Origin of the sequence: Flavobacterium limnosediminis JC2902, assembly GCF_000498535.1 — a bacterium.
GTDB classification, from domain to species: Bacteria; Bacteroidota; Bacteroidia; order Flavobacteriales; family Flavobacteriaceae; genus Flavobacterium; species Flavobacterium limnosediminis.
Map to the genome: position 1 here is coordinate 83,905 of NZ_AVGG01000005.1, position 24,094 is coordinate 107,998.

The 24,094-nt window shown below is 31.0% G+C and carries 17 protein-coding genes; 4 read left to right on the forward strand and 13 right to left on the reverse strand.

Annotated features, from left to right (window positions below):
• The first annotated feature begins 3 nt into the window (after positions 1 to 3).
• Positions 4 to 1,257 (forward strand): type II toxin-antitoxin system HipA family toxin, encoded by a 1,254-nt coding sequence (locus tag FLJC2902T_RS06325; RefSeq protein ID WP_023578952.1) that lies wholly within the window; start codon positions 4 to 6, stop codon positions 1,255 to 1,257.
• A 14-nt stretch (positions 1,258 to 1,271) separates the two neighbouring features.
• On the opposite strand, the gene FLJC2902T_RS06330 is transcribed toward FLJC2902T_RS06325, so the two are convergent.
• Positions 1,272 to 1,610, reverse strand: coding sequence for a hypothetical protein (locus FLJC2902T_RS06330; RefSeq protein WP_023578953.1), 339 nt, complete (start codon positions 1,608 to 1,610; stop codon positions 1,272 to 1,274).
• Between the two features lie 466 nt (positions 1,611 to 2,076).
• Between FLJC2902T_RS06330 and FLJC2902T_RS16420 the strand changes: the two genes are divergently transcribed.
• The 3 genes from FLJC2902T_RS16420 (at position 2,077) to FLJC2902T_RS06345 (ending at position 9,233) form a co-directional block, all read left to right on the forward strand.
• Positions 2,077 to 5,937: a hypothetical protein gene (locus FLJC2902T_RS16420; RefSeq protein WP_023578954.1), complete on the forward strand. Its 3,861-nt coding sequence runs from the start codon at positions 2,077 to 2,079 to the stop codon at positions 5,935 to 5,937.
• 64 nt (positions 5,938 to 6,001) lie between these two features.
• Positions 6,002 to 8,152 (forward strand): phospholipase effector Tle1 domain-containing protein, encoded by a 2,151-nt coding sequence (locus FLJC2902T_RS06340; RefSeq protein ID WP_162147677.1) that lies wholly within the window; start codon positions 6,002 to 6,004, stop codon positions 8,150 to 8,152.
• Positions 8,097 to 9,233 (forward strand): DUF2931 family protein, encoded by a 1,137-nt coding sequence (locus FLJC2902T_RS06345; RefSeq protein WP_035677597.1) that lies wholly within the window; start codon positions 8,097 to 8,099, stop codon positions 9,231 to 9,233. The genes FLJC2902T_RS06340 and FLJC2902T_RS06345 overlap by 56 nt, the downstream gene beginning before the upstream one ends.
• A gap of 437 nt (positions 9,234 to 9,670) precedes the next feature.
• Here FLJC2902T_RS06345 and FLJC2902T_RS06350 read toward each other — a convergent pair whose 3' ends face one another.
• The 12 genes from FLJC2902T_RS06350 to FLJC2902T_RS06405 form a co-directional block, all read right to left on the reverse strand.
• On the reverse strand, positions 9,671 to 10,144 hold the full coding sequence (locus tag FLJC2902T_RS06350; RefSeq protein ID WP_162147678.1) for a hypothetical protein: 474 nt from the start codon (positions 10,142 to 10,144) through the stop codon (positions 9,671 to 9,673).
• 167 nt (positions 10,145 to 10,311) lie between these two features.
• Positions 10,312 to 13,455 (reverse strand): hypothetical protein, encoded by a 3,144-nt coding sequence (locus FLJC2902T_RS15750; protein WP_023578958.1) that lies wholly within the window; start codon positions 13,453 to 13,455, stop codon positions 10,312 to 10,314.
• Entirely contained in the window at positions 13,445 to 14,026 is a 582-nt protein-coding gene (locus tag FLJC2902T_RS06360) for an ABC-three component system middle component 1 (RefSeq protein ID WP_035677600.1), read from the reverse strand. The genes FLJC2902T_RS15750 and FLJC2902T_RS06360 overlap by 11 nt, the downstream gene beginning before the upstream one ends.
• Entirely contained in the window at positions 14,004 to 15,287 is a 1,284-nt protein-coding gene (locus tag FLJC2902T_RS06365) for an ABC-three component system protein (RefSeq protein WP_023578959.1), read from the reverse strand. The genes FLJC2902T_RS06360 and FLJC2902T_RS06365 overlap by 23 nt, the downstream gene beginning before the upstream one ends.
• Before the next feature lie 9 nt (positions 15,288 to 15,296).
• Entirely contained in the window at positions 15,297 to 16,349 is a 1,053-nt protein-coding gene (locus tag FLJC2902T_RS06370; protein ID WP_023578960.1) for a ComEC/Rec2 family competence protein, read from the reverse strand.
• Between the two features lie 102 nt (positions 16,350 to 16,451).
• Complete coding sequence (locus FLJC2902T_RS06375) at positions 16,452 to 17,321, reverse strand: exonuclease domain-containing protein (RefSeq protein WP_023578961.1); 870 nt, start codon at positions 17,319 to 17,321, stop codon at positions 16,452 to 16,454.
• Entirely contained in the window at positions 17,321 to 17,749 is a 429-nt protein-coding gene (locus tag FLJC2902T_RS06380; protein ID WP_162147679.1) for a hypothetical protein, read from the reverse strand. The genes FLJC2902T_RS06375 and FLJC2902T_RS06380 overlap by 1 nt, the downstream gene beginning before the upstream one ends.
• Positions 17,750 to 17,943: 194 nt before the next feature.
• Positions 17,944 to 18,393: a hypothetical protein gene (locus FLJC2902T_RS06385; protein ID WP_023578962.1), complete on the reverse strand. Its 450-nt coding sequence runs from the start codon at positions 18,391 to 18,393 to the stop codon at positions 17,944 to 17,946.
• Positions 18,394 to 18,556: 163 nt separating this feature from the next.
• Positions 18,557 to 19,072 (reverse strand): hypothetical protein, encoded by a 516-nt coding sequence (locus FLJC2902T_RS06390; RefSeq protein WP_035677605.1) that lies wholly within the window; start codon positions 19,070 to 19,072, stop codon positions 18,557 to 18,559.
• Positions 19,069 to 20,010 (reverse strand): hypothetical protein, encoded by a 942-nt coding sequence (locus FLJC2902T_RS06395; RefSeq protein ID WP_035677607.1) that lies wholly within the window; start codon positions 20,008 to 20,010, stop codon positions 19,069 to 19,071. Before FLJC2902T_RS06395 ends, FLJC2902T_RS06390 begins: the two co-directional genes overlap by 4 nt.
• A 278-nt stretch (positions 20,011 to 20,288) precedes the next feature.
• Positions 20,289 to 20,795: a hypothetical protein gene (locus tag FLJC2902T_RS06400; protein WP_023578964.1), complete on the reverse strand. Its 507-nt coding sequence runs from the start codon at positions 20,793 to 20,795 to the stop codon at positions 20,289 to 20,291.
• Positions 20,796 to 20,976: 181 nt separating this feature from the next.
• A complete protein-coding gene (locus FLJC2902T_RS06405) occupies positions 20,977 to 23,544 on the reverse strand; it encodes a T9SS type A sorting domain-containing protein (protein WP_023578965.1) in 2,568 nt (855 codons plus the stop codon).
• Positions 23,545 to 24,094 lie beyond the last annotated feature (550 nt).

A 24,094-nucleotide genomic window follows, 5' to 3' on the forward strand; every position in this document is an offset into this window, starting at 1 on the left:
AAGATGTCTCAAAATAAAACCGACATATACGTTTACGCACACTGGAAAGGAATGCCTGAACCCAAAATAATAGGCATTCTGTCGGCACATCAGGCAAAAGGAAAAAAATCTTTTAGCTTTGAATACGATAAAGAGTGGATTAAAACAGAACAGAAGTTTTTGCTCGACCCGGATATAGAATTCTACCGCGGTCCACAATTTCCAAACCAAAAAGAGAATTTCGGAATATTTACGGACAGTATGCCTGATACCTGGGGTAGAACATTAATGAAACGTAGGGCTGCACAATGGGCGAAGGAACATAATAAAAAAGCACTTACTCTATATGAAATTGATTTTCTTTTAGGAGTGTTCGACGAAAGCCGCATGGGGGCTTTACGATTTAAAATAGATCAAAATGGCGATTTTCTCGATAACAATAAAACGGCTTCCACACCTCCATGGTCATCCATTAGAGAGCTGCAAAACGCTGCTAAAAATTTAGAAAACGATCAAGACAATGACGAGGTAAAAAAATGGCTCTCGGTCCTGATTGCTCCGGGCTCATCTTTGGGTGGTGCAAGACCAAAAGCAAATATTTTAGATAATGATAAGAACCTGTGGATTGCCAAATTTCCGTCCAAAACAGATACTGTAGATAAAGCATTATGGGAATTTCTGGCCTATCAACTGGCAATAAGAGCTGGAATAGAAATGGCGCCATGTCGTATTGAGAAAATAATGGGTAATCACCACACTTTTTTCACAAAACGATTCGATCGTGAAAATGGGGAAAGAATACATTTTGCATCTGCCATGACTATGACCGGTAATAATGAAGATACCATTCGCGACAATCATGCTAGTTATTTAGATATAGCGGAATTCATCAGTAATTATGGCGCAAATATCGAAGCAAATTTGCACCAATTATGGAGAAGGATAATTTTCAACATTGCTATCTCAAATACCGATGACCATCTACGAAACCACGGATTTATCTTAACCAATGAAGGATGGATACTCTCCCCTGCCTACGACCTCAACCCTTCAATCGATAAGGATGGTTTGGCAATAAATATAGATACTGATGACAATTCGTTGGATTTTGAACTAGCCAAAAGTGTTGGCGAATATTTCCGGTTAACCAATCAGCAAATGGATACAATTATTCATGAGGTTATTCAGGCCACAAGTGCTTGGGAAACAATAGCAGAAGAACTATCTATACCAAGAGTAGAACAGAGGATTATGCAAAAGGCTTTTAAAACAATTTAAGACTACCTATAACCTTAAAATTGATTATCACCAGTTGTACGTTGCACCTGAGACAATAACCCTGCAAGTCCTCCTGCAGCAGCTGAACCAATAGCAATCAGACCTTCAGAAATTTCACTGTTTTCATGACTTAGATAAGTGATACATATTATGGTTGTTAATACAGCAAGCCCAAGAATCCAAATAGCTACACGAGGAGCCCATCGGTCTGATGCTGCTGGATTATTCTTGCGTAATTCATCAATTAGGTTAATCTTTTCTTCAGCCGAAAGAGTAGTGTTTGATAACACCTTCTCCATTAAATCATAAAGTGAAGGTGAACCTGTTTGTGATGGATTGGTTGAGTTATTCATAAAAGCGTTTTACTTTCAAGTCGTTAATTATTTATTTTATCAGAGAGTTTAATAGGCAGTACTATTATTGTCTTATATTTCGTTTTTTATGCCCCCATCTGACCTGACAGTCATTTAATAAGCATATTCAACTTTTTAAACAATTACAAATACAACAACTTAAGGCTTCTCAAAGAAACAACTAATCAATTTGATAATCAATACGTATAAACACGTAATACACTCAGATACTAAAAAGAAATTGGCACACTTAAATTTATTATAAGGAATGTTAAAATTTTATCCCTTTTAATAAAACAATAAAAGAATCTATTATAAAAATATACTAAATCTTAGAAACGAAGACGTTTAACCAAAATATTTTGATTGTAAAACTACTTATTAAAAGACGTATTAATACGAATTGACACTGCACGACCGTCCATATAAATTTGGCTTTTATGTAAAAAATATAAAATTCAAAACTATGGACACCGAAATTAAAAGTACGCTTTTCCACTTTGTGAGTATGAGAGCCCCAGAATTAAATTCCGATCATGAAACAAAACCAGGCTTTATAACTCAAACGAATGATCTAAAAGGAGTTTTCAATGACGCTATTGACAACTTACCGGAAGGTGCTTCTAAATTAACCGCTTTACAAAATGAGGCGACTAATTTTTCAGTCAATGCTTTAAGTATAGATGATTTAAAAAATTTAAATCCCGAACTATATGAATTTTCGGTTTGGTTAGCAAAAAATAAAATTAAAGCTACCGAAACTGAAATCGAAGACAATGCTGAAATAGTAATAAACAAAAATTTAGATTTAAAAACAATCTGGGAAAATCTATTTTATCAAGTTATTACTCAAAAAGATTTTTATGCGAAAGAAGTCTTAATTCAAATATTTTTAGCACATTATGTTTGCAATGATAATAAAGGCAAATATAAAGAGAGAGCTTTAGCTAAGATAGTATTACCTAAAGACCTTTTCGTTGAAAACAATTTAATACCCGAAACTGATGATCTTTTAAATGGAATTGATAATACTTCTGAAGTAAACTTTACAACTGCCACATTAAATAGGCTTGAAAAACAAGCAATTTCAAAAGAAAACACCCTAGTTTTAAACAGATTAAAAATTGAATTAGAAGCTGCCGAAAAGGTGTTTAAAAAAGAATATGAGGAGAAACACAAAACGGAATACAAAACGTACCAAGCAGACATAAAACCTATTATTGACCAATATAATAGTGATATTGAAACTGCTAAAACAAATTGGTGCAGTATAAAAGATCCGTCCAATACCTCACCTTATGATCCAATAGACCCTTGTCAGCAACCTCCTGCTGTACCTGCACCTGAATTACCTGAATTCGATTTCTCGTTCAGACCCGAATTGGATGAGGATTTCTTAGCTTCTCAATTAAGTCCTGAAAGTTTAGAAGTATATCAAAATCTAAAAAATCCACAAAATCCTGAGGATGATTTTGAAATAGATATTTTAAGTAGGATCGCGATAGGGAATTCTCTATCATTTGATTCTTTCGAATCTGTAAAAAATAGTATTAATCAACTTATTGACGTCGAAAGTGAAACAGTGATCAATAATACCATTGACAATGGTAGTACATCTGTAGTGATAGGTGGAACAACGCTTACGGTCCCAAATACCACTGTCCCTCTGACACCTTTCCAATACGAGATTAAAACTAGAAGAAGAAGCGGATTTATAACTTCAGTTTCAAGAACATTACAGATAATGGTGGGTATTCCCGACCCTTCTTGGAAAATAACTGCTGTGAAATACAAAATGACTCGTACGGATAATTCTTTTGTAGAGAAAACATCAAGTAGTGTAACTCATTATCTTGGCTATGATGCCCTCTTAAATTTAAGCATGACCGGCATTACATCCAATTTAAAAGAACTTTCCATAACCTTTCAATTTGCTAATGGAAAAAGTGCATCTGTAGTAATATTAAATTTCGCACTTTCCTCAATTTACAAAAACTTTATCAGTTTACCTGCAGACAATCAAACTGGGGGAAATACTTCAGGTGGGAATTCAACGGTTTCCCCGCAGACTGCTTTTATACCTAAAGGTTTTGGAGTAAAACAAATTGGAATAGCTGATTATAATAAAGTAGAACAGAGTATTCAAGGTTATGTTGAAGGAGAAGTAGCACATATAGAAAACGTTATGGCTCGCGAATTCAAGGAAAAATCTACACGAAAACTAAGAAGAAGCGAAATAACAGAAACTACGTCCACCGAAACAGAAAAAGAACAATTATCAGATACTACATCTGTTGATCGTTTTGAAATGCAAAGTGAAGTAGCAAAAGTAATAGCAAATGCTAAAGACTTTTCTGCTGGAGCAGGGATGACATATAGTCCTACTCCTCAACTTTCTCTTTCAGCAAATGCAAACTTTGCAACTCATAATTCAAAAGAAGAAAGTACACGCCAAGCAGTAACAAATGCTAAAGAAATTACTGAAAGAGCTTTAGGCAGAATTGTAAGCAAAGTAAAAGAAGAGCGTATTGAAAAAATAATTGAAGAATTTGAAGAGAATAATATTCATGGCTTTGACAATAGAAGAGGAGACAAACATGTAGTAGGAGTTTACCGCTGGGTAGATAAAGTATTTAAAAATCAAATCGTGAACTATGGAAAACGCTTAATGTTTGAGTTCATGATACCTGAACCTGCACGTTTACATAAATTAGCAATGGAAACATTGGTGCTTCAAAATAAAGCAACAGTATTAGTAAAGCCGGAAGATCCAAGAACATCTGCAACTAATAAATTGGAAAACTACTCGCAATTGGACGATACTCGTTTAAAATACTGGACCGGTAAATATAATGTTGAAATTCCTGAAAAACTTAAAGAGATTATTGTAATTGGTGAATCAATAAATGCTGTTCATGATGGGAGTTCAATCGGTAGGCATGAAGGTAATTCAGGTAAAGCAAAAATTACAATTCCCGAAGGATATGAAACAATAACTGGAAACCTTACATATAATTCATCGAGTGATAATGATGGTATGGTCTATTCAGGTATGATGGTTTCACTTGGTTCTTTTAATAGCGTTTTTTCGGCCACAAGAAGTCTTCAAAAAAGCACATCTTTTTCACTTATTGGATATAAGAATGAGGTTCCGGTATCATATACTATGTCAAATCATTTTCATGCTAATATTAACGCAAGTGTTACCTGTAAATTAACTGTCGAAGCAAAAACAAAATGGCAACAGGAAACTTTTAACGCTATTATTAATGCCTATGATGACGCTTTGGATAAATATAATGAAGCATTGGCTACAGAAGAAGCCAATGGAGTTCAAATTTTAGGAACAAATCCGGGATTCTATCGTCAAATCGAAAATACCATTTTGCGTAAAAATTGTATTTCATATTTGATATCATCTAATCCTGATGTCAAACGTACTTTTGGTAAAAACTTCTATACAAAAAACAATAATGATAACACATTTAGTTTGGGTAATACTATAATTGATCAGAATGCTGATTTAGATGATTATTCATCATTTGTTAAGTTTATGGAACAAGCTTTTGAATGGGATATCATGAGTTATAATTTTTATCCGTACTATTGGGGTAATCGACAAAATTGGGTAGAAATGTATCAATTCGATAAAACCAATGACCATATTTTCCGAGCCTTTATGCAAAGTGGTATGGCGCGTGTTATTGTAACTGTTCGTCCAGGTTTTGAAGAGGCTGTTCGTTACTATATGCAAACCGGACAAATTTGGAATGGTGGTGAAGTACCGGTTATTGGCGACGAATTATTCTTATCAATTGTAGAGGAAATGCAAAAACCGGAAGGTGAAAAAGTAGGAAAAGCATGGCCGACAAGAATACCGACTTCCATGACAATTCTGCAGGCACAAAGTATTGGTCTGAATGTCACTTCTGCCCTACCTTTCAACACTAATTTATCAGATTTTGAACACCCGGAACAAGTACCTCAATCCTCGCAAATTGCCTTAAATGAAGCGCAGATTGGTGGATCAGGTATAAAAATTGCATCTGCTAACCTAAAGGGTCAAATAGAAGGTAATTCAAATGTAAGCTCCAAAATATTACTTAAACATATAGATGGTTCCATAAAAGACCTTACCTACTGTGAGTCACTAGATGGAACTTGGGAATTAAATAATATTCCGGCAGGTAAATATGAATTATTATTAGATGCTGATAATGATTTCCCAAATAGTGAATTTACAATAATGGAAGGACAAAAAGACCAGGTAGTTGAATTGGAAGACGACCAAACTATAGAAGTTTTATTGGAAGTTAAAAAAATTTAATACAGTAAACATTCATAAACCATCCTAGCGCCAAATGTTAGGATGGTTTTTAACCCAATTCAAAATGATTGAAGAATTATACATCACCCTTAAAAATATTCCAAAGGAAAATCAAAAAAAAGCCACACATCATGTACTGGTTAAAATTAAAGATGTAAATCCGAAGAATGAAAAAGTATTAGTAGAAGTAAGTAATAAGGTTTACGAGGTAAAAAACGGCATTGCAGATGTAGTGATTACACTTCCGCAAAACAACGAATTACAAAATAGAGGAAATGCACCGGACATAGAGATAAAAGCTTTTTTATACAACGTTGACCTCGATAAAATTACGCATGCTAAAGCGCAGATATTTATTAATGTAAATCCATTAAAATCTGAGTTTGTAAAAGTTGATGACATTAAAACAACCTCAAAACTCATTCTTAGTGATTGGTCGCAATTTAGAGTAGTAAAAACCGGAACTGTTATAGGCAAAAATAACATCGCTGTTAAACAAAAAATAAAAGTGCATTTTACAGTCGGAATGTTTTTTGATGGTACAGGAAATAACAAGTCTAATTCTGAAAAGGTCTACTATGAAAAATTAAATAATGACCGTTTGGTTTACAGTCATATTCCTAAGGAAAAGGAATTGCCTAATGGTAAAAAAATTGATTCCGAAAGTAGTTATTGGAATCCATATAGTAATATCGTATTGCTTCATGACTTATATGAAACGACAAAAAACGATAAAGACGAAAATAATATCTTTATAACATTAAAGCAATACATACAAGGCATAGGCACAATAGAAAATGAAGAAGACGATCCAAAAGGATTTGCCCTAGGGGAAGGAATTAGCGGTATTAAAGGAAAAGTTATTGAAGGTTGTCACGAACTTTCAAAAAACATAAAAAAAATATTAAGCAATGACAAAGAAATAGGCTCAATAACTTTTGATATTTTTGGCTTTAGTAGAGGAGCAGCAGCAGCAAGAGATTTTTGCAATGAAATTTTAGGAAAAAAATCAATTACAGATATTTTTGAAATCCTTGATAAAGAAAACACATCAAAGCATATTGAAAATACTTCTGTCAAACAACAAAATGCTATAATGCCAATTGGGTATAAATATAATTTAGGACTTCTAGGTCAAAGTTTAAAACTGAATAAAACTCAAGACAATATAAAATATTATTTTGAAAAACCTAGAGCTGTAAAAAGCTCAAATGTAGAGGATTTATTAAAAATAGCAAAAAAAACAGAAACCGAAAGATTAGAAAAAAGTCCAGTAAAAATTAGATTTGTCGGTTTGTTTGACACAGTTGTTTCTCAAATGATTGTAAAAGATCATCTGGGTAAAAAAATTGATCTATTCAATTTACTTATGCCTTCACCTTTAAAATTACCGCCAGGAATTGGATCTGCAACTGAATTAGCCTTAAACATTGTTAAGCAAAAAATAGATAATTTACCGATCCAGCAAATTGTCCATTTTATTGCAGAGGACGAATGGAGAGAAAATTTTGCGTTAACAAAAGTCGGTAATAAAAAGAATATTTTCGAAGTAAAATTACCAGGCGCACATTCAGATATAGGTGGTGGTTACGCGGCAATAAAAGAAGATTATGATATTATAGCGTACGAACAAACAATCATTGATGCTGGGCATCAAAGATTAGTTCCTCCTAATTTACATAACCTGAGGAACTTTTTTATACGTAATGAATTAGGTACAAACAAAGATTTTTATTTCAAGATAAATGTTAGGAAGCAAAGAAAGGATCAAACAAATTATGACATGATTGAAGTTATTGATTGGCAACTTGTTGCTAAAAGAAAAGTAACGCCCCGCTATTCTGTGGTTAATATGTATGCTATGAAAGAATTAGCTCAATTATCGAATGTTCCTTTCAAAAATGATAAACCAAATTATAAATATTCTTTTGAATATGATACTCCAAAAGAACTCGTTAAATATCAAAAAGAACTAATTGAAAAGCTTAAACTAGAACTTCACCGAAAGAAAGCAAAACAAATAAAAAATAAATTATCTAAAATTAAATTCATACATCTATCCGCTAACTATAATTTAGCAAAATTAATAGAGCGGAAAGGCGAACCTATTTTTGATATAAAAAAAATAGACAAGTTACTTTACATTAATTCACCAAGATATGCAAACGAAAACAAGGATAGTTACCTTCGCGAAACTTATATTCATCCTCAATAGTATATTTTTTTTAAGTTGTAAAAACAAAGAACAACAAGAAAAAACAAGCTGGTCCGCAGCGATGAGTAGGCCTGATTATTATATTACTGACGGGCCACATATTTATTACTTTTACAAAGGAGAACTAATAAGTGGTGCAGAAACTTTAACGGATATTTCAGGAAATTGGAGCATAGGAGATGCAGCCAGAAATAATGGAGACATTGAAATATTTCCGGACAGTGTTGCTGTTGACTACGGAGGTTTAAATGATAAATTAGAAACTTGCACTTTTAATGGAGGAATGTCTTTACCCACTAAAAAAATCATAAATTTATTTCAAAAAGGATATATAAAAGATGGGAAGAAAGAACAATTTACAAACATAACTACAGGAATGGCCCCAGGAGGAAGAATTTGTGTTTGGGTTGATCATGTTGAAATTAAAAGAGGAATTGTTAAACTAAAGGATAAATATGTGGAATATCCTGCAATAAATTTTGGTGATAGTATAGAAATCAATAATTATTTAAAACATCATCCTGTAGATTATAGTATTTGGGAAAAACCGGACCCAACTTATGAACTTGATTTTGGGTTTTGTAGTGAAGATGGCAATTATGAAGTAGTTTTTATGTACACCATTTCTAAAGAAGGACTAAATAACAGAATCGGATATCAATCTTTCATAGATGCTAAGTGGAATTCCCCTATAGGTATAGCTTCACAACTTACTTATACTATTTTTTATACCGATGCAAAAGATAAAAATATAAGTTCATATAAACTTCAGTTACCGGTTCATTTAAAATTAAGTTGGCAGAATAAAGAAAAATCAAAATTATATTGCACAGATATTCCATTGCCTAAAGATTTTGCAAATCGTTTCACTAAACCATATTTTAATTCACAAACAGGTAAAAAATCAAATTATAATCGTTTAGTTTTTGGGGTTGAGAAAGACGGTGAACATTGTATTATTTGGTTAGATGGTCCTAGTAAACAGGAAAAATTAATGCGCTTTAAAGGTAATATTGCAAAACGTAATGAACCAAATGGTATAGAAAGCGGCGGCTATGCATCCGAAGTAACCTATTACTAAAACTATGCAGCTCTCTAAAATAAGCCCCTTCTTCTGACCGGTTTTTAGGGAGTTGCATAATTTCAAATTATTCAAAAAAATTATTCAATCGCTTTGCATTATCACAAGCTTTAACCAATTTCATTGAGCATTTTAACTGGGTTGCCAATTCAATTATTTACATGATATAATCATAGTATAAATAACTATTAACTATTAATAAAATAAGTGCAACTATAAAAATACAGTAGTCTTTAAACATCCAGTCTTCTCTTAAAAATTTCATAGTATTTGACATTTAATATCTGACTACTAATTTAAAAAAAAATCTTACAAATAAGGCTTTTTATTTTTTCTTCTAACTTACTAATATCGCTTTAAGCTGTAAAATCCTTCTTCTGTAAACAGAATCTTTAGTGGTTATAGGCTATAACCCGTTCAAATTTTATAATTGGGACTTATATTTTTCCCAGCGAGTTTAAAAGCTCTAAAAGATGTTTAGCTTTTAAATTATTTGAAACTTGCTGTTGATTTTTCCCGACTACTTGATATGTAGACGACCAAATTGTCTCATAACCTCTTGATCCAGCAACGCTGTCCACAGCCCAAACAGTTTCTCCTCTAGTTCTACAGGTGCAAACTATTAAATCACATTTGTAAATATCGGAGAGCTCTAAAAGCCTTTTCTCTAAACCAGTTTTAGGATCACCTTGACTTTCTATACCTACTATTAATCCGTTAATATTTACAACAAGTCTAAAATCGTTTTTAGAAGGTATGCTTGCAGGAATTGGAAATATTTCAATATAATTAGTATATGTTGCTAATAAAAGTTTTGCAAATTCTCTTACAGTTTCTGTTTTACCTTTAGTTCCTGAATTCCAAACTGCAAGAATGCATTTATTATTTCTATTTTTTTCTTTAGCATCCATATCCTTTAGATTGGGCATTTTACACTTATTTTTAATATCATGAAGTTGCAAATAGTCTGGACTTTTAATCTGAAATTTCCTGATTATTACTAATTGTTATTCTCACAATTACATTTTAGTTTTTCAAGAAACTCAAATTGAAAAAATCGCAGTAAAGAGAAAAACTATTAACCTCTTACTTTCCCAAATGTTTCCAATTCCATAAATTTTGATTTAAACAAATCAGAAGGAATTTTTTTCTTTAACAGGTTATGGAAATTTTCATCGTGCGTAGACAGTATTATTTGCTTCTTTTGATTCACAACTATACTTCTCAATAAATCAATTGTAGATAAAATATTGATACTATCCATTGATTGGATTGGATCATCTACAAAAATACAATCTATTGCATTGTCTCTATCGTCTTTTGCGTTTAGAGCTTTAGCTAAGAATATACATAGACTTAAAATGTTTAATTGTGCCTGGCTAAAATATAAGTTTGGTATAATAAAGTCTGATTCCTCATTATTTTTATAGACACAAACATTCAACTTAGGTTTAGAATCTTTAAAATCAGGAATGAACTTAACTTTTTTGTACTCAGGATGTGGATCTATTCTTTTATACAAATCATTTATCAATTCTTCATAAAAGAATGATTTTATTTGTTTCTCTATGTGTTCAGAAACTTTTTTGATCTCTTCTGATAAACTTTTCCCAACTTTATCTTTCAGTAATTTGATTCTAATCTTAATTTCACTCTCTTTTCGTTTGGATCCCTCAAATTTTAAATAAGGCAATACATTATCCTTTAACTGATATAGAAGACTTAATTCTCTTCTTTCATTTTGATAATCTGAAAGCTTATCCTCTTTTGATTTTTTAATATCATTAATTTTATCAAGGAAGACCTCTTCTTTTATTTCATTTACATTTAAATCAATATATTTATCTGAATGACTTTTATAATTTTCAATCACTCGTGATAAAGTCATGATACTGTTACTAAGTTCTTCCAATTCTTTTTTTACAGAATCTTCACTTATACTAATTAAATCATTTTCATTTACTTTAATGTCTCCTTTTAATTCATCAAGTTTAATTGAATACTCTTTTAAACTATCTGAAAGGCTTTTCAGGTCAATATTAATATACTTAGAATCTATCTCAAGATTTGGGTAATTTTCTAAAAAGAAACCTCTTACTTCATTTAAGGCATTGTTGTCTTCAAATAACTTTTTATCTTTCGCAAATAGTTCAATTTTTTGAGATATGATTTTATATTGCTCTTGATTAGTTTTTAATTTGTCATTAATAGAAGTTAAATCTAACTGGTAGCTTTTAAAATCAGCAGATAGTTTCTTGAGGTGATCTTTGGCCCATTCACCATATTCTTCAACTGATTTGTTTGAAATCAAATTTCTATGGTTTGATAAAGTATTGGATTCTTTATCTATCTCATTTTCAAGTTCGGTTATTGATTTTCTAATATCAAGCGCTTGAATTTTAAAATCATGCAACTTTAATTCACTATCAGAAATATCTTTTTTGATCGTTTCGGTAAGTTTACCTATTATTTTTTTTTGTTCTTCTGAAATATTATTAATGATATTTTCTACTTCATTTCTCCTATTCAACAACTGATTTGTTCTTTGAGAAAGCAATTTGTTATTAGCAACTTTATCAGCTAAGATGTTGTAAGACTCATAATCATGGTTACATAAAGGACAGCTATCAGTTTTTTGATCATTAATTATTGATAATCCTTTTGAAATAAAATTATCTAATTCTGCTTGAAATTTTTCTTGCTCAATAATTTCATTTTTTATTAAGAGTAAATTTCCATTCTCTTCATTTAGTTTGCTTTTTAAATCATCTATTTTTTTCAGTAGCTCCGAATACTTTACAAAATTGATATCAAACTCAGATGGATAGATATCATTACTCAAATTCGATAATGCACTTTTCAAATCATTGATATAATCCTCTGTTGGTTTAATAAGATTAGATTTCTTACTTAAATCAACTTTCTTTACTTCCAAATTCTTTTTTAACTCTAAGACGCTACTTTCAGTATTTAATATACGTTCCTTTATTTCTGGAAGGTCTGTAACAATTTTATTAATATCATTTATTTGACTTTGCGAAGTAGAAATTTGAATCTCTAATTCTGATTGTCGAATTTTTTGACTAGACATTTCTTTATTTAGAGATTCTTGCGACAAAATTGCCACCTTAATTTCTTTGTCTTTGTTTTTTCGAAGATTTTCAACCTCATTATATTTACCAAAAAGATTCAATATTTTTTCTTTTCTTTCCTTTTCTGATGTCAAACGTTTAGCATAATCTTGAATCGAGTTTCGTTCTGTCCTTTTCCTTGCTAAATCATCAAACTTTTTTTTAAATGAAACCAATAGAGACTGCCTCTCTATAGATTTATTAAGATTTTTGATATTTTCTGTAAATTGTTTGAAGCTTACAAAATCATCAGTACCAATAATTAAAGAATCTAACTCAGAAATTACATTTTGGTTTTTTGTAATTTCGAATTCAATGTTGTTTAATCTTTCAGATATGTCATTAGTAAGATTTAATATATCCGTTTCAGAAGATTGCGAATCTATAATATTGAAGAACTTTACATTCTCATTCAAAGAATTTATTTTTTCATTTACTTTAAAAAGAACGTCTTTATCACCCTCGAATTTCAATTCTAATTGAATACCTTTAAGATTTGAAGTCAGATTTTTTATTTCTTTATCATTTAAAGAAATCAGCTGAGATAAAACATTATAATATTTATCTAGTTCTGTATCTCCAAAATATTCGATAAATATTTTATAACGATCTTCCGGTTTCTCCTCTTTCAAAAAACCGCTTATCCAATCTTGTGATAAAATAACTTCTCTAAAGTATTTATTTTCTGTTTCTTTTTCATCAAATTTGAAATCTGCGGTTCCTTTTCTTGGTAATGGGATATCCCTAACAATCGAAGTGTCTGAATTAGATGTTAATAGTTTTACGTAACTAGACAGACTCGAATCTGAATATCTATTTCTCAGTATGAATTGCTTATCGGCGTTGTTAATATTTTTTTCAGATTTTGCACTTTCCTGATTAAGTTTATCTTTCTTTAAAAATCGATCAATATTTTTAGTGTAGCTATATTCAACAGCATCATAAAAAGATGTTTTACCAAATCCATTTGGAGCATATAGAGAAATAAAGTCCGCATATTCCCCATCTTCATTTCTCTTGAAGTCAAAAGTCCCATTCTCGACTTTATCGTAAGCTCGGAAAGCCTGTATTTCTACTCTTTTAATTTTCATCTTTTAGTTCTGTTTCGATTTTATTCAGTACGGCTATAAGGTTTTCATCATTAATATTTTTCAATTTATTAATTGAACAAGATATTAAGGCCCTTTTAATTAATGGATCTTTAGAAAAGCTATCTACTTCATCAGCCTTCACACTAAATTGGATATTATCATTAATAATGTGTTCTGAAATTATCTTCTCAAATATTTCACGACTTATTTCACGACTTATTTCACAACTTAAATCATCAACAATAATTTTTCTAGAACTAAACTTATTGTTTTCAATTTCATATTTTAACTCTTTTGAAATAACTTCTGAAGATAAATAGAAAACATAAAAATTCCATTTAGAATATTCATCTTTAATGTTTGAGATATATTTAGCAGTAATAAAATTATTAAAATCCTTCCACTCTAGTTTCAGACTATCTTGAGCATTAAATTGAACAAAAGAGATGATTATTTTACCTCCATAATCAATTTCTCCTAGTTCAAAAAAAATAATACTTTCAAATGATTTACTTATTTCATCATTTAAATCCTTATGGTTTATCTCCTTATATAACATTTCTTGTTTCATCAATCATAATTTGTTTTACATTACCAGAGGTCACATTTTTAAATGATTTATAATTATCTATTATATGTTTTTGAAATTTGTATATATGCACAATTTTTATGTCTTCAGCTGATTTGGCAACGGCACTGGATATTGTCATTTCTTCAGGGAGAACTGTACAGATATCTTGAATATAATCCGCTTCAAGTTCAACTGTTGTAGGCTTAGTATCTCTAGTACTACTTACAACAACTGCTCCCCCTTTTTCTAATGAAGATAAATCAGATTTAACAATCAAATCAAGCTTTTTAACCCAATCATCACAATCTAAAAATACTAGGGTATGTTTCTTTCTTATTTCTAATAAATCGTCAAATTCCAAACTTCCATCTTTAACTTGCAACTGATTGATAGATATTAATTCTAGAAACGCTATCCAAAGCTGTTTATGTGATATATAGGATTTATTTGTTCCATAAGCAAGAATTGAATCAGTATATAATTCTAATACTGCTTGTGGAGAAAATGACATAGAAAGATCTTTAGCAATTCTCTTTAACTGATTTTTTAATAACTCTTCTTTTTGTGTTGTTAATTGCAATCCCGGTAAAGGAAATATATCATTTAAGATAATCTCCAACGAAGCAAAATAAGGTGGATATAACTTTGACAATTTATCACTATTATCATCAATAATTTCATCAAAAAAAGATAATGGTGCAAAATGAATTCGAGAAAGAGTTTCATCATCATCATCAACAGCCATCATTTTCTGTATGCCAGCTAGTAGAAAACAAGAACTTTCATTTTTAATTACTCCACCTCCTGATTGTCCAATAACTTCCGAATGGGTGACATTTTTTTCGATTTCCGCTTCAATATAAAATTCAACAGGGTTTACTATTATTAGCTTATTCTTTCTAAATGAAAAACCATTATTCTCTCTTGAATCCGGATGCCCACATAAATACCAATTTTCTTTTTCTGTAGTATTCAAATTGACTCTTAAAAGGCCTTCTAATCCATCAATTTTCTTAACCTTTATAATAGCTGCATCTTTATCTGGATCACCATGCAAATATGGGGATTCTAAAATTTCTATTATTTCATCTTCTCTACTTCCATCTTCCTTAATATATTGCCTAATTATTTCAATTTCTTCAACATCACTAATTACGTGTTTAGCTGTTAGCACATAACTGTACTCACTATTTAATGGTTGAAATAAACAACCGCTACCATTAGCTACCTTTACAGTAAAATATTGTAAATCATCTTTCATAGTCATTTTCTATAACGATTCAACTCCTAGATATTTAACATCTGGAAAATCTTTCTTGTCTTCTTCTAATATAATTTTTGATATCAAAGTTGGATAGTTAAAATATATCTCAGCTTTTTGATTTACGGATAGTATTCTCGCAATTGTGGCCTTGTCAGGATGACCGTGTTGGTCTCCATTTGTACTGATTATGTATTTACTCGTATCTATTAATTTGAATAATTCAACTGGGTTGTTTTTCTTACTACCGTGATGAGAGAGTTTTATCAGTTCTACAGCAAGTTTATTACCTCCATTGTATCCAAGTTTTCCTAACTCATCTATTAGCTCAGAAGGATGCGAGTCTCCTAAAAACAAATAATTCAAATCTTCTTTTTTTAATATAAATGCAATCGAACTTCCGTTATAAGGATCATTGTCTTCTTCAAATTTATCCTCTTCCATAAGTTCTCGAAAAGTTCTTTTATAGTCATTTTTCCGAGATGTATCAAATAGAGATTCAGGAGACTTGCTTTTCCATTCTTTTAATAATTTCCCAAGTTTTTCATTCCCTGGAGAAAGAATCTTAAAAGACAAACTATCCCAAATTAACTCATCACCTTTTTTAATGATTTTTTCATCCCAAACACCTTTTTCCTTTATGTATTGTTCAAAATCATTCCCTTGTTTAACACTTGTCAGTGTAGTTTTTTCTTTAAACTTAATAGAATCAACCACTGCTTCCTTATTCTTTAAAATTTTTTTTATCGAATTTCCTGAATTAAACCACACTTCATTTATTGATTCAATAGCATCTTTGTCCTTACTGAACCATTTTAAAAAACCATCAATATGATCATCATCAATATGAGTTAATATCAAAAGGTCAATTTTGTTTGGCCTAATGCCCTCAATTGTTTTTTTTAAATCACCATCATTGATTTTACCTGTGATTTTGTTTTTAAATGTATATGTAGTAGATGTACCGCCATCAATTAAAATATTTTTCATTTTACCAATATCATCGGCATATGAAATATGAATAGAATCTCCATTATTAGCTTTAAGTATATTTATATTCATTTATACTGTTTTAGAGGATTTGTGGCCAGTTTTTCCAATACAAAAGAATATGCAATATAGACTCAAACTGCACATGTATAAAATTACCATTAACAAGTTTTCTTAATTATTTTCAAGCAAATTACAAATTTCTACAAAATCATTTTCCGATAGAATTCTAATTTTTGCACCTTTATCAATTAATTCCTCAGCTTTTCTATGTTTTGAACTTTTTTCATATCCAGCTAATTTAGTTGTGTCTTGAAATCCGACTACTAACATTGTTGTGGTTTTTGAAACAGAGTTAGTTACTTTACAACCAATTTTGGAAGCAATGATTCCTGCTTCACTTCGTGGAATTGATAAAGAACCTGTGAAAACAATATTTTCTCCGTAAAGTTGTCCTTCAGGATTTCCTTCTAAATAAATATTGGAAGAATTTTTCTTGTACAAGAAAATTGGTTGTCCAACTCTTTTAAACCATTCTTCAATAGACAAATTCGTTATTTCGCAAGCTTTTTTGACAACCATTCCTGCTGCAACTGCATCTTCTAAAGCATCGTGATGCTCAAAATTAATATTAAGATGATTTGCAATATTTGAAAGACCATAACCACTATATGCAAATTCTTCCCAAGTTCTACGAACTATTTTAGCACTATCAAGCCATTTAGGTTGTAAATAATCCAAACTATAAGCTTCGCAAGCTCTGTTAATTGCAATTCTGTCGAAGGGCATATGATGAATTGATATTTGTCCTTCAATACGTTTTTTTAATTCGTTATAAATCTCTTTAAATGTGGGAGCATTTTTTACATCTTTTTCACTTATTCCGTGAATTGAAACATTAAAAGGATCAAAATAATCTTCCGGATTTATTAATACAGACCATTTGTCAATGATTTGTCCATTTTTAAATTCTGCAATACCAATTTGACAGATACTTGAATAATCTGCGTTTGCTGTTTCAACGTCAATTGCGAAAAAATTCATTATATTTTATTTACGAGTTCTAAAGTAACCATATCTCCAATATTTAGACTTCGTTCTTCAATATGTTTTAGAAAAACTTTTTCAGTTAAAACTTTTAGTTTAGAATGTTTTTTACCTTTCGCGTTTAATTTTTTCTCTAACCCAATGATTTGGTTATTAAGAATACCATTTTTTATATCGTCAATAATTTTTTCAGAGATTATATAAAAGTTGGTTTCGGATAAAAATTCACTTTCTGTAGGATAGCCTCCAAGGTTACCAATAATTTGAAAGTGGTTGTGTTTTGAACCATTCAAGTCTTGTGTAAAAAAAACATTTTTATCGTAAAATTGATTTGGTTTACTTTTTTCTAAAAACTCAGAAGAATATTTTTCAATTCTTTCTAAATCAATTTTTATGTATTCATTATTTTCCATAACGTTCGTCATAAAATATATGTTAACTCATAAGTATATTCAACTCTTATATTATTATGTGCATTTTATTTATTTCAAGCCTATCAAATAAACAATTAATCCATTTCTTAATCAATACGTATAAACACGTAATTTCATGATTGCAAAACAAACATTAAATTCAATCTTAAACCCCTCTTGTTCAAAAAAAATACTGTTTACAATAGCTATTTTCCACTTTTTACAACATTCCATTCTCTTTTTAAAACTTTCTTTGTAATTGCCAGAAGTTCCTCTATGTGAATATCAAGTGTGTCATTATCTGGAACGAAATAAATTAAATCTCTTATTTCTCTCATTTTTTCAACAAGCTTATTATGATCTTCTTCCGATGGATTTAAAAGTAATTCAATTTTGAATTCTGCTTCGACGATTTCCCGAAACGCTTCTTTAATTTTTTCTTGATTTTCCTGTATGCTTGTGTATTCTGCTCTGGAAATAAAAACACTGATTGTATCTCGCAATGAATTAATCCACTGCTGTCTAAACTGTGTAACTCCTGTATTTATAATTTGTTTTTTTGCGATTATATAGGTGATAAACCCTATTATTATTGGAATTAAAATTGAGGTCAATATTGTTATAACGATATTTAGATCGATTTCATTAAATGTCATATCAAATATTTTTTCGAATGCTGAGATTTTATATAGCTAACTCCCGCCTACTTTGCGGAGTTTTTGGAACAGTTTTTCTAAAAGCACTAATTTCAAGATAAAGCTTACAAATGCAAAACCACCATTATTTTAAGCCTTAAAGCCCAAATTCCGCAAAACTATGTTAGTGTCCGGCTTTGTTATTTATATCAGAATTTATTAATAAAAACAACACAAACAAACTTCTAATCGTGCTTACAGACATTAAGTATATTAATGAAATTATAGTTTTAAAAATAAATTCATTCGCTACATTTTCAGATATTGCCCAAACGAGATATGAGATTATAAAACAAAGTACTAATTCTGTTATTGCAATTTTAAAAACTTTTACAATTGTTTTGAAAGTCCCAATAGAAAAAAATAGTTCCAAAGGGCTTTTAGATTGCTCAGGTAATTTATTAGAAATATTTGACCGAATAGCAACAATTATTGTTAATGAGGCTAAAATAAAACCTGCCAAAGAAACTGAAGCTCCAATAACATTTCCTAAAATGTCAAGATTTGAATTCTTAGAATTGTAAATAATTGATATTAAATAAAATTTATTAAAAAAGAACCAATATAAAATTATTAGTAAAGCATCAATAGAAAATGCATAGTTTAAATAGTTATCAACTAATGTTCTGAAGTTTTTCATTTGAAATCTGTTGAGAGTAATTCTTGAGTCATTTTTTGAAACATATCTACCGAAATTAAAGTTCTGTATTTAACTTTTCTTTCAACTTTAATTTCACTATGTATTTTTTCTAAAAGTAAATCGAAATTTTCTAAAACATTATTGTGTTCTGCATCTTCTGCACGAAGGCAGAGTTTGTTAAATAAATATTTTTGATTTTTATGTTTTTTAAAATAGTTTAAAATATTAAATACTGAATTTTGAATTAATGGGGTTTCAGATCGTTGTTTATAATCGAATTTTAAAACTATTGTTGCGTAATCACTTTGAAAATTTTCAAATGAGGCGTTTAAGGAACTCCAAATTTTTTCATCCATTTTTTTTATCTGTGCTAAATTATCTTTATGGACTTTTACTACAAACTCAGAAAAACGATTTATCCTTTCTTTAAATTTTTCCAAATCATCTTTTACTATTGCTTTAAAACCAACATTATCTAATATTTCTTTATGGATACCTATTTTTTGAATATAATGTATTAAATCATTTATTTTTGAACCGTAATGATTGTACTCTAAAGCAAGTATTATTTTATTGTTTCTATAATCAATTATGAAATGTGTTGTTTCGACTAAACCTTCTTCTTCTTCAGCTTCAATTTCTTTTGTTTCGTCAGTTTTTGTATTCATTAATTCCGGTAATAAATCTTTTCTAACACAACGCATTTTTGCTTTCAAAAAATTTTCTGAATTTTCAATACCTTGAATAAAAACTAATTTGTCACCATATTTTTGATATCTTATTTTAGCTCGTGTATTAGCTAAAGTAGTAATCGTTTCAAATAAATCATTGAAATTGTTATTTTCTCTGAATTTGAATTCTAATTCGTAGTAATTAATTACTCTTTTTACTTTAGATATTTTGTCTTTTGCCATAATTTTCATTTGGTTTTTTCTCATTTTTTGTGAAGCTTGATTCTACTTCTTAAATATATTCAACTCTTATAATATTATTACGAGTGCTTTATTTACCAATAGCTTAGCTTCCCAAATAAACAACTATTCCTCTTTTCTACCAATACGTATAAACACGTAATTTTATAATAAAAAAGCTAAAACAATATCCAATAGAAAAACAAAAAAGATGCTCTAAAGCATCTTCTATATAAAACCAGTAAGAAGGTTTAATTTACCTTAGAAATCTGTTTTACAAAACCGTTGCTAGTGATTGTCCTTATTTATGTTAGTGTATGCGGTTTACAATTATTGAGTATGTCTTCAAGTGCTTTCAATACCTCATTTAAATCCAACGATTGATCGCGAAATACTAAAGTATTATCAAATGAATTGTAGCCACGGTGATTATTGTTAAGTGTACGTCCTGGAAAAGAAGGATTCATCGCTAAGTCAATGTAAACCCCATTTGAATTATTGCAAAACCATTCTTCAATTCGATCATCATAATGTTCAAAGTGATTGCGAAATTTGCGATCAGACAGTATATTCTCCTTTTCTACTCTGAGTATTTGTCTTAATCTTTCACCGCGTTTTTCGTACTTTTTATTACTTGACCATAGAATTTTGGAAACATTTGCTGCCGCTACAAGAATTGATTGGATTGAACTCCAAACTTCTATTTTATCAAAAGAGTTCTCGTTGGCTTTTAAGCATTCAGCTGCTCTTTGCGCAATTTTTGATTGTAGCGCAATTTCACTTATAAAAATCATTTCTTGTAGTCCGTTCATTTTTTAATATTTTTCATATTTAAGAATTACCTTCTAAAGAAAAAAAATTAGTTTAAAAAAGAAAATTTGCACAAACCATTCCAAAAAATCCCAAACCTGCAATAGCATAAAACCTGTGTTGGCAAAAGATTATTCTATTTCTTCTTCTTAACGCTTTTCCAATAGTCGAAATGGAGGGAGCCTAATTTTTTATTATTTTAAATTGTTCAATTTCGTTTCCAGACGATATTTTTATGATATAGAAGCCATTCTCCAAAAAGGATACATCAATGTTAGTATCGGAAACTGACATAATTAAGTTTCCGGATAGCGAGAATAAAGAGACTCTATCGACGGTTTTGCCTTTTCGGGTTGAAATATGGATTGTGTCCTTAACTGGATTAGGGTAAATAACAAATGAGCCTTCCTCAGTAATGTCTGGAGTAGATAGAAAGCCTTCAGGTCGTAATCGTACAAATGCATTTTCGGGTTGGCCATTAAATAATCTGAATGTACCACCCACAAGAATTCTGCCATAACTATCGATATCGATATCAGAAATATATTCTGTATCGGTTGGTCCATAATTAATACCAATAGCAAATCCACTTCCAATATTAAATGTTGTATCGGCTGAACCATCTGGATTTCTCCGAACTAGATAATTTGGAAAAACTGAAACCAGCCGAACACCCATTAAAATCTTACCGTCAGGGAGGAGAGCGTGGGCTGTATTTTCACTTTGAAAAGATTGTGTTGAAGGGAATGAAAATCCAGTGTCTAAACTACCATTAGCGTTCAATCTGAATACAGAATGGCCTCCTGTAACATCAGAAAAGCACAAAACTTTTCCATCAGGTTGAAGCGTAAAATTAGTCACACCAGGTGTTGTAGTTGGCGGATTGAAACTTGTGTCTATTTGACCATCAGGTAATAGCCGACCCATTTTGTAATTATCGACTCCCCATCCAGTATAATATGAGAATAATATCTTTCCGTCGGGTTGTAGTGCTACTTCATTACAATTGGTATAAGTAGTAAAGTTAAAGGTTGTATCAAGTGTCCTGTCCGGATTGAAGCGTTTAATGACATTATCGTTACCAGTTCTTCCAACCGTTAATATTTTTCCATCGGGTTGTACACGTACGCAGGTGTATGATCCGTATAATCCATAGTCACCGGGAGTAAGCGATACAAAAGAGGTATCAAGCGATCCGTCACTATTTAGGCGTACAAATGATCCGCCTGCCTGACCATTGAAAAAAAACATACCCGATGATGTAATAAGAATTTTACCATCGGCTTGTAGTGCCATGTCAGTAATTTGATTGTAATCGGCAATGAATTGGTAGCATTTTGCTTCGAAGCTTTCGTCAACGCTACCATCTTCGTTTAATCGAACAAGACGATCGCGCGTGGATCCATTGTACATACTAAATCGTCCACTAACCAATATTTTGCCATTAGGTTGTTGTAAAATCTTTCCGACTCTGTCATTAAAGCCTTTACAAATGTTGTGGAAAGTAGTGTCTCGGTTACCATCGGTGTCAATTCGAACAATGTTGTTTACCGCGACACCGTTGTAACTGTTTATAGAACCCACACAAACAAGTTTTCCATCGGAAGTCATTTTAATATCTTTGATGGAATTGGTATCGTTATAATCGGTTGAGAAGCTAGCATAAGCTGTAAATGATGAGTCTAGAGTACCATCAGAATTAAGTCGTAGGATACATTTTGGAGTACTGATGACCGTGTTTAGATCATTAGACCAGCGAGTAAAATCGCCTCCGATAATGATCTTACCATCTGCCAAAACTACGATAGAACTCACTCCTACACGGGAATTTGTCACAGTTCGGAATCCCCAGCCATAAAATGAGGGGTCGAGAGAACCATCTGCATTGAGCCTTACTAAATCCCGGCGGTTTGAAGAGTTGAAAGCTTGTTCAAATTCGCCACCCACCAATATCTTTCCATTTGGGAGCACTACTATAGTCCTGATTTCACGATCTGCATAATTTGAAATAAAAGTAGGTTGTGATGCCTGTGGTGTATTGCGTGTCCATGACGGATCAAGAGTGCCATTTGCCAAGGTGCGGTAAATACGACCATTATCACCAATTATAATTTTACCATCGGGCTGGATGGCAATACTATGCACTCCAAGTTTGTATGCTGCTGGGTCATAAACAAATGTTGGATCCGGACTACCGTCTGCGTTTATTCTTACAATTAAACTCACTGCTTGTCCGTTGTAGGAAGCTATAGCGTCACCCCCAACTAAAAGTTTACCATCAGGTTGAATTTTAACTACTCCGGCCCAAGTATACGTGCTGTTCATTTGAATCGTAAAACCGTTCCCCATAACAAAGCTGTTATCTCGCGTTCCGTCGGGATTTAATCGTACCATATATTTTGCTGCAATCCCTTCATAGGTAGTAAATGCACCAACAACCACAATTTTTCCATCCGGTTGAATGAGAAAATCCTTAATTAATCCATTGAAATTACCAGACAAAAAGCTTGTATCGCGCTGATTGCCGTCAAGGCGGACAAGGCTTGTGGTCGGGATACTGGAATAGTTGGTTACCGCAACTATGAGTTTGCCATCTGACTGGACTTCTGATTTGACAAAATAAAATCCATCAACATAATATTGGTTGTTGGGAAGTTCGTAGGTATTCCAATTTGGGTCTTTCTCAAATATATTTTGGGCTGAAGACATCACAAAGGAAAGTCCTAATAGGAGTAATAAAATTTTTTTCATTTTTTGCTAAAATTTTAAACTTAATTTTTAAAATCAGGCTGAAAGCTATAAAGACACACTGTCTCTATAATTTTCTGCCAACTCATAAACATATTCAATTAAAATATATTCACGAGAATTTATTTAAATTCTCCCAAATAAACAACTATTTCCCTTCAACATCAATACGTATAAACACGTAATTCCAACCATCATAAAAAAAAACGCCTTCCGGCGTTTCCCTATCATCTACTTTTCCAACTATCGACATAGCCAAATCCTTTTTAACATAATATAGTTTTCCTCTAATAAAAACTCCAACCATAATCCCATAGTTTAAAATGTAATAAAAAAGTACAGTATATTTAAATCCATTTTTTAGCACTTCTTCTAATTAACAACCATCTCAATCAACTTTGGATTTCCCTAAAACTCGTTTGCTTAAGAGGCCGTCTAACAAGTAGTTTTTAAACATTTATAGTTAAAGAAAAAGCTATGCATACTAATAAATTATTTTATAAGACTTAGTCCCTATCACATTCTTTTCATACCTTTCATTAAATTATATGTT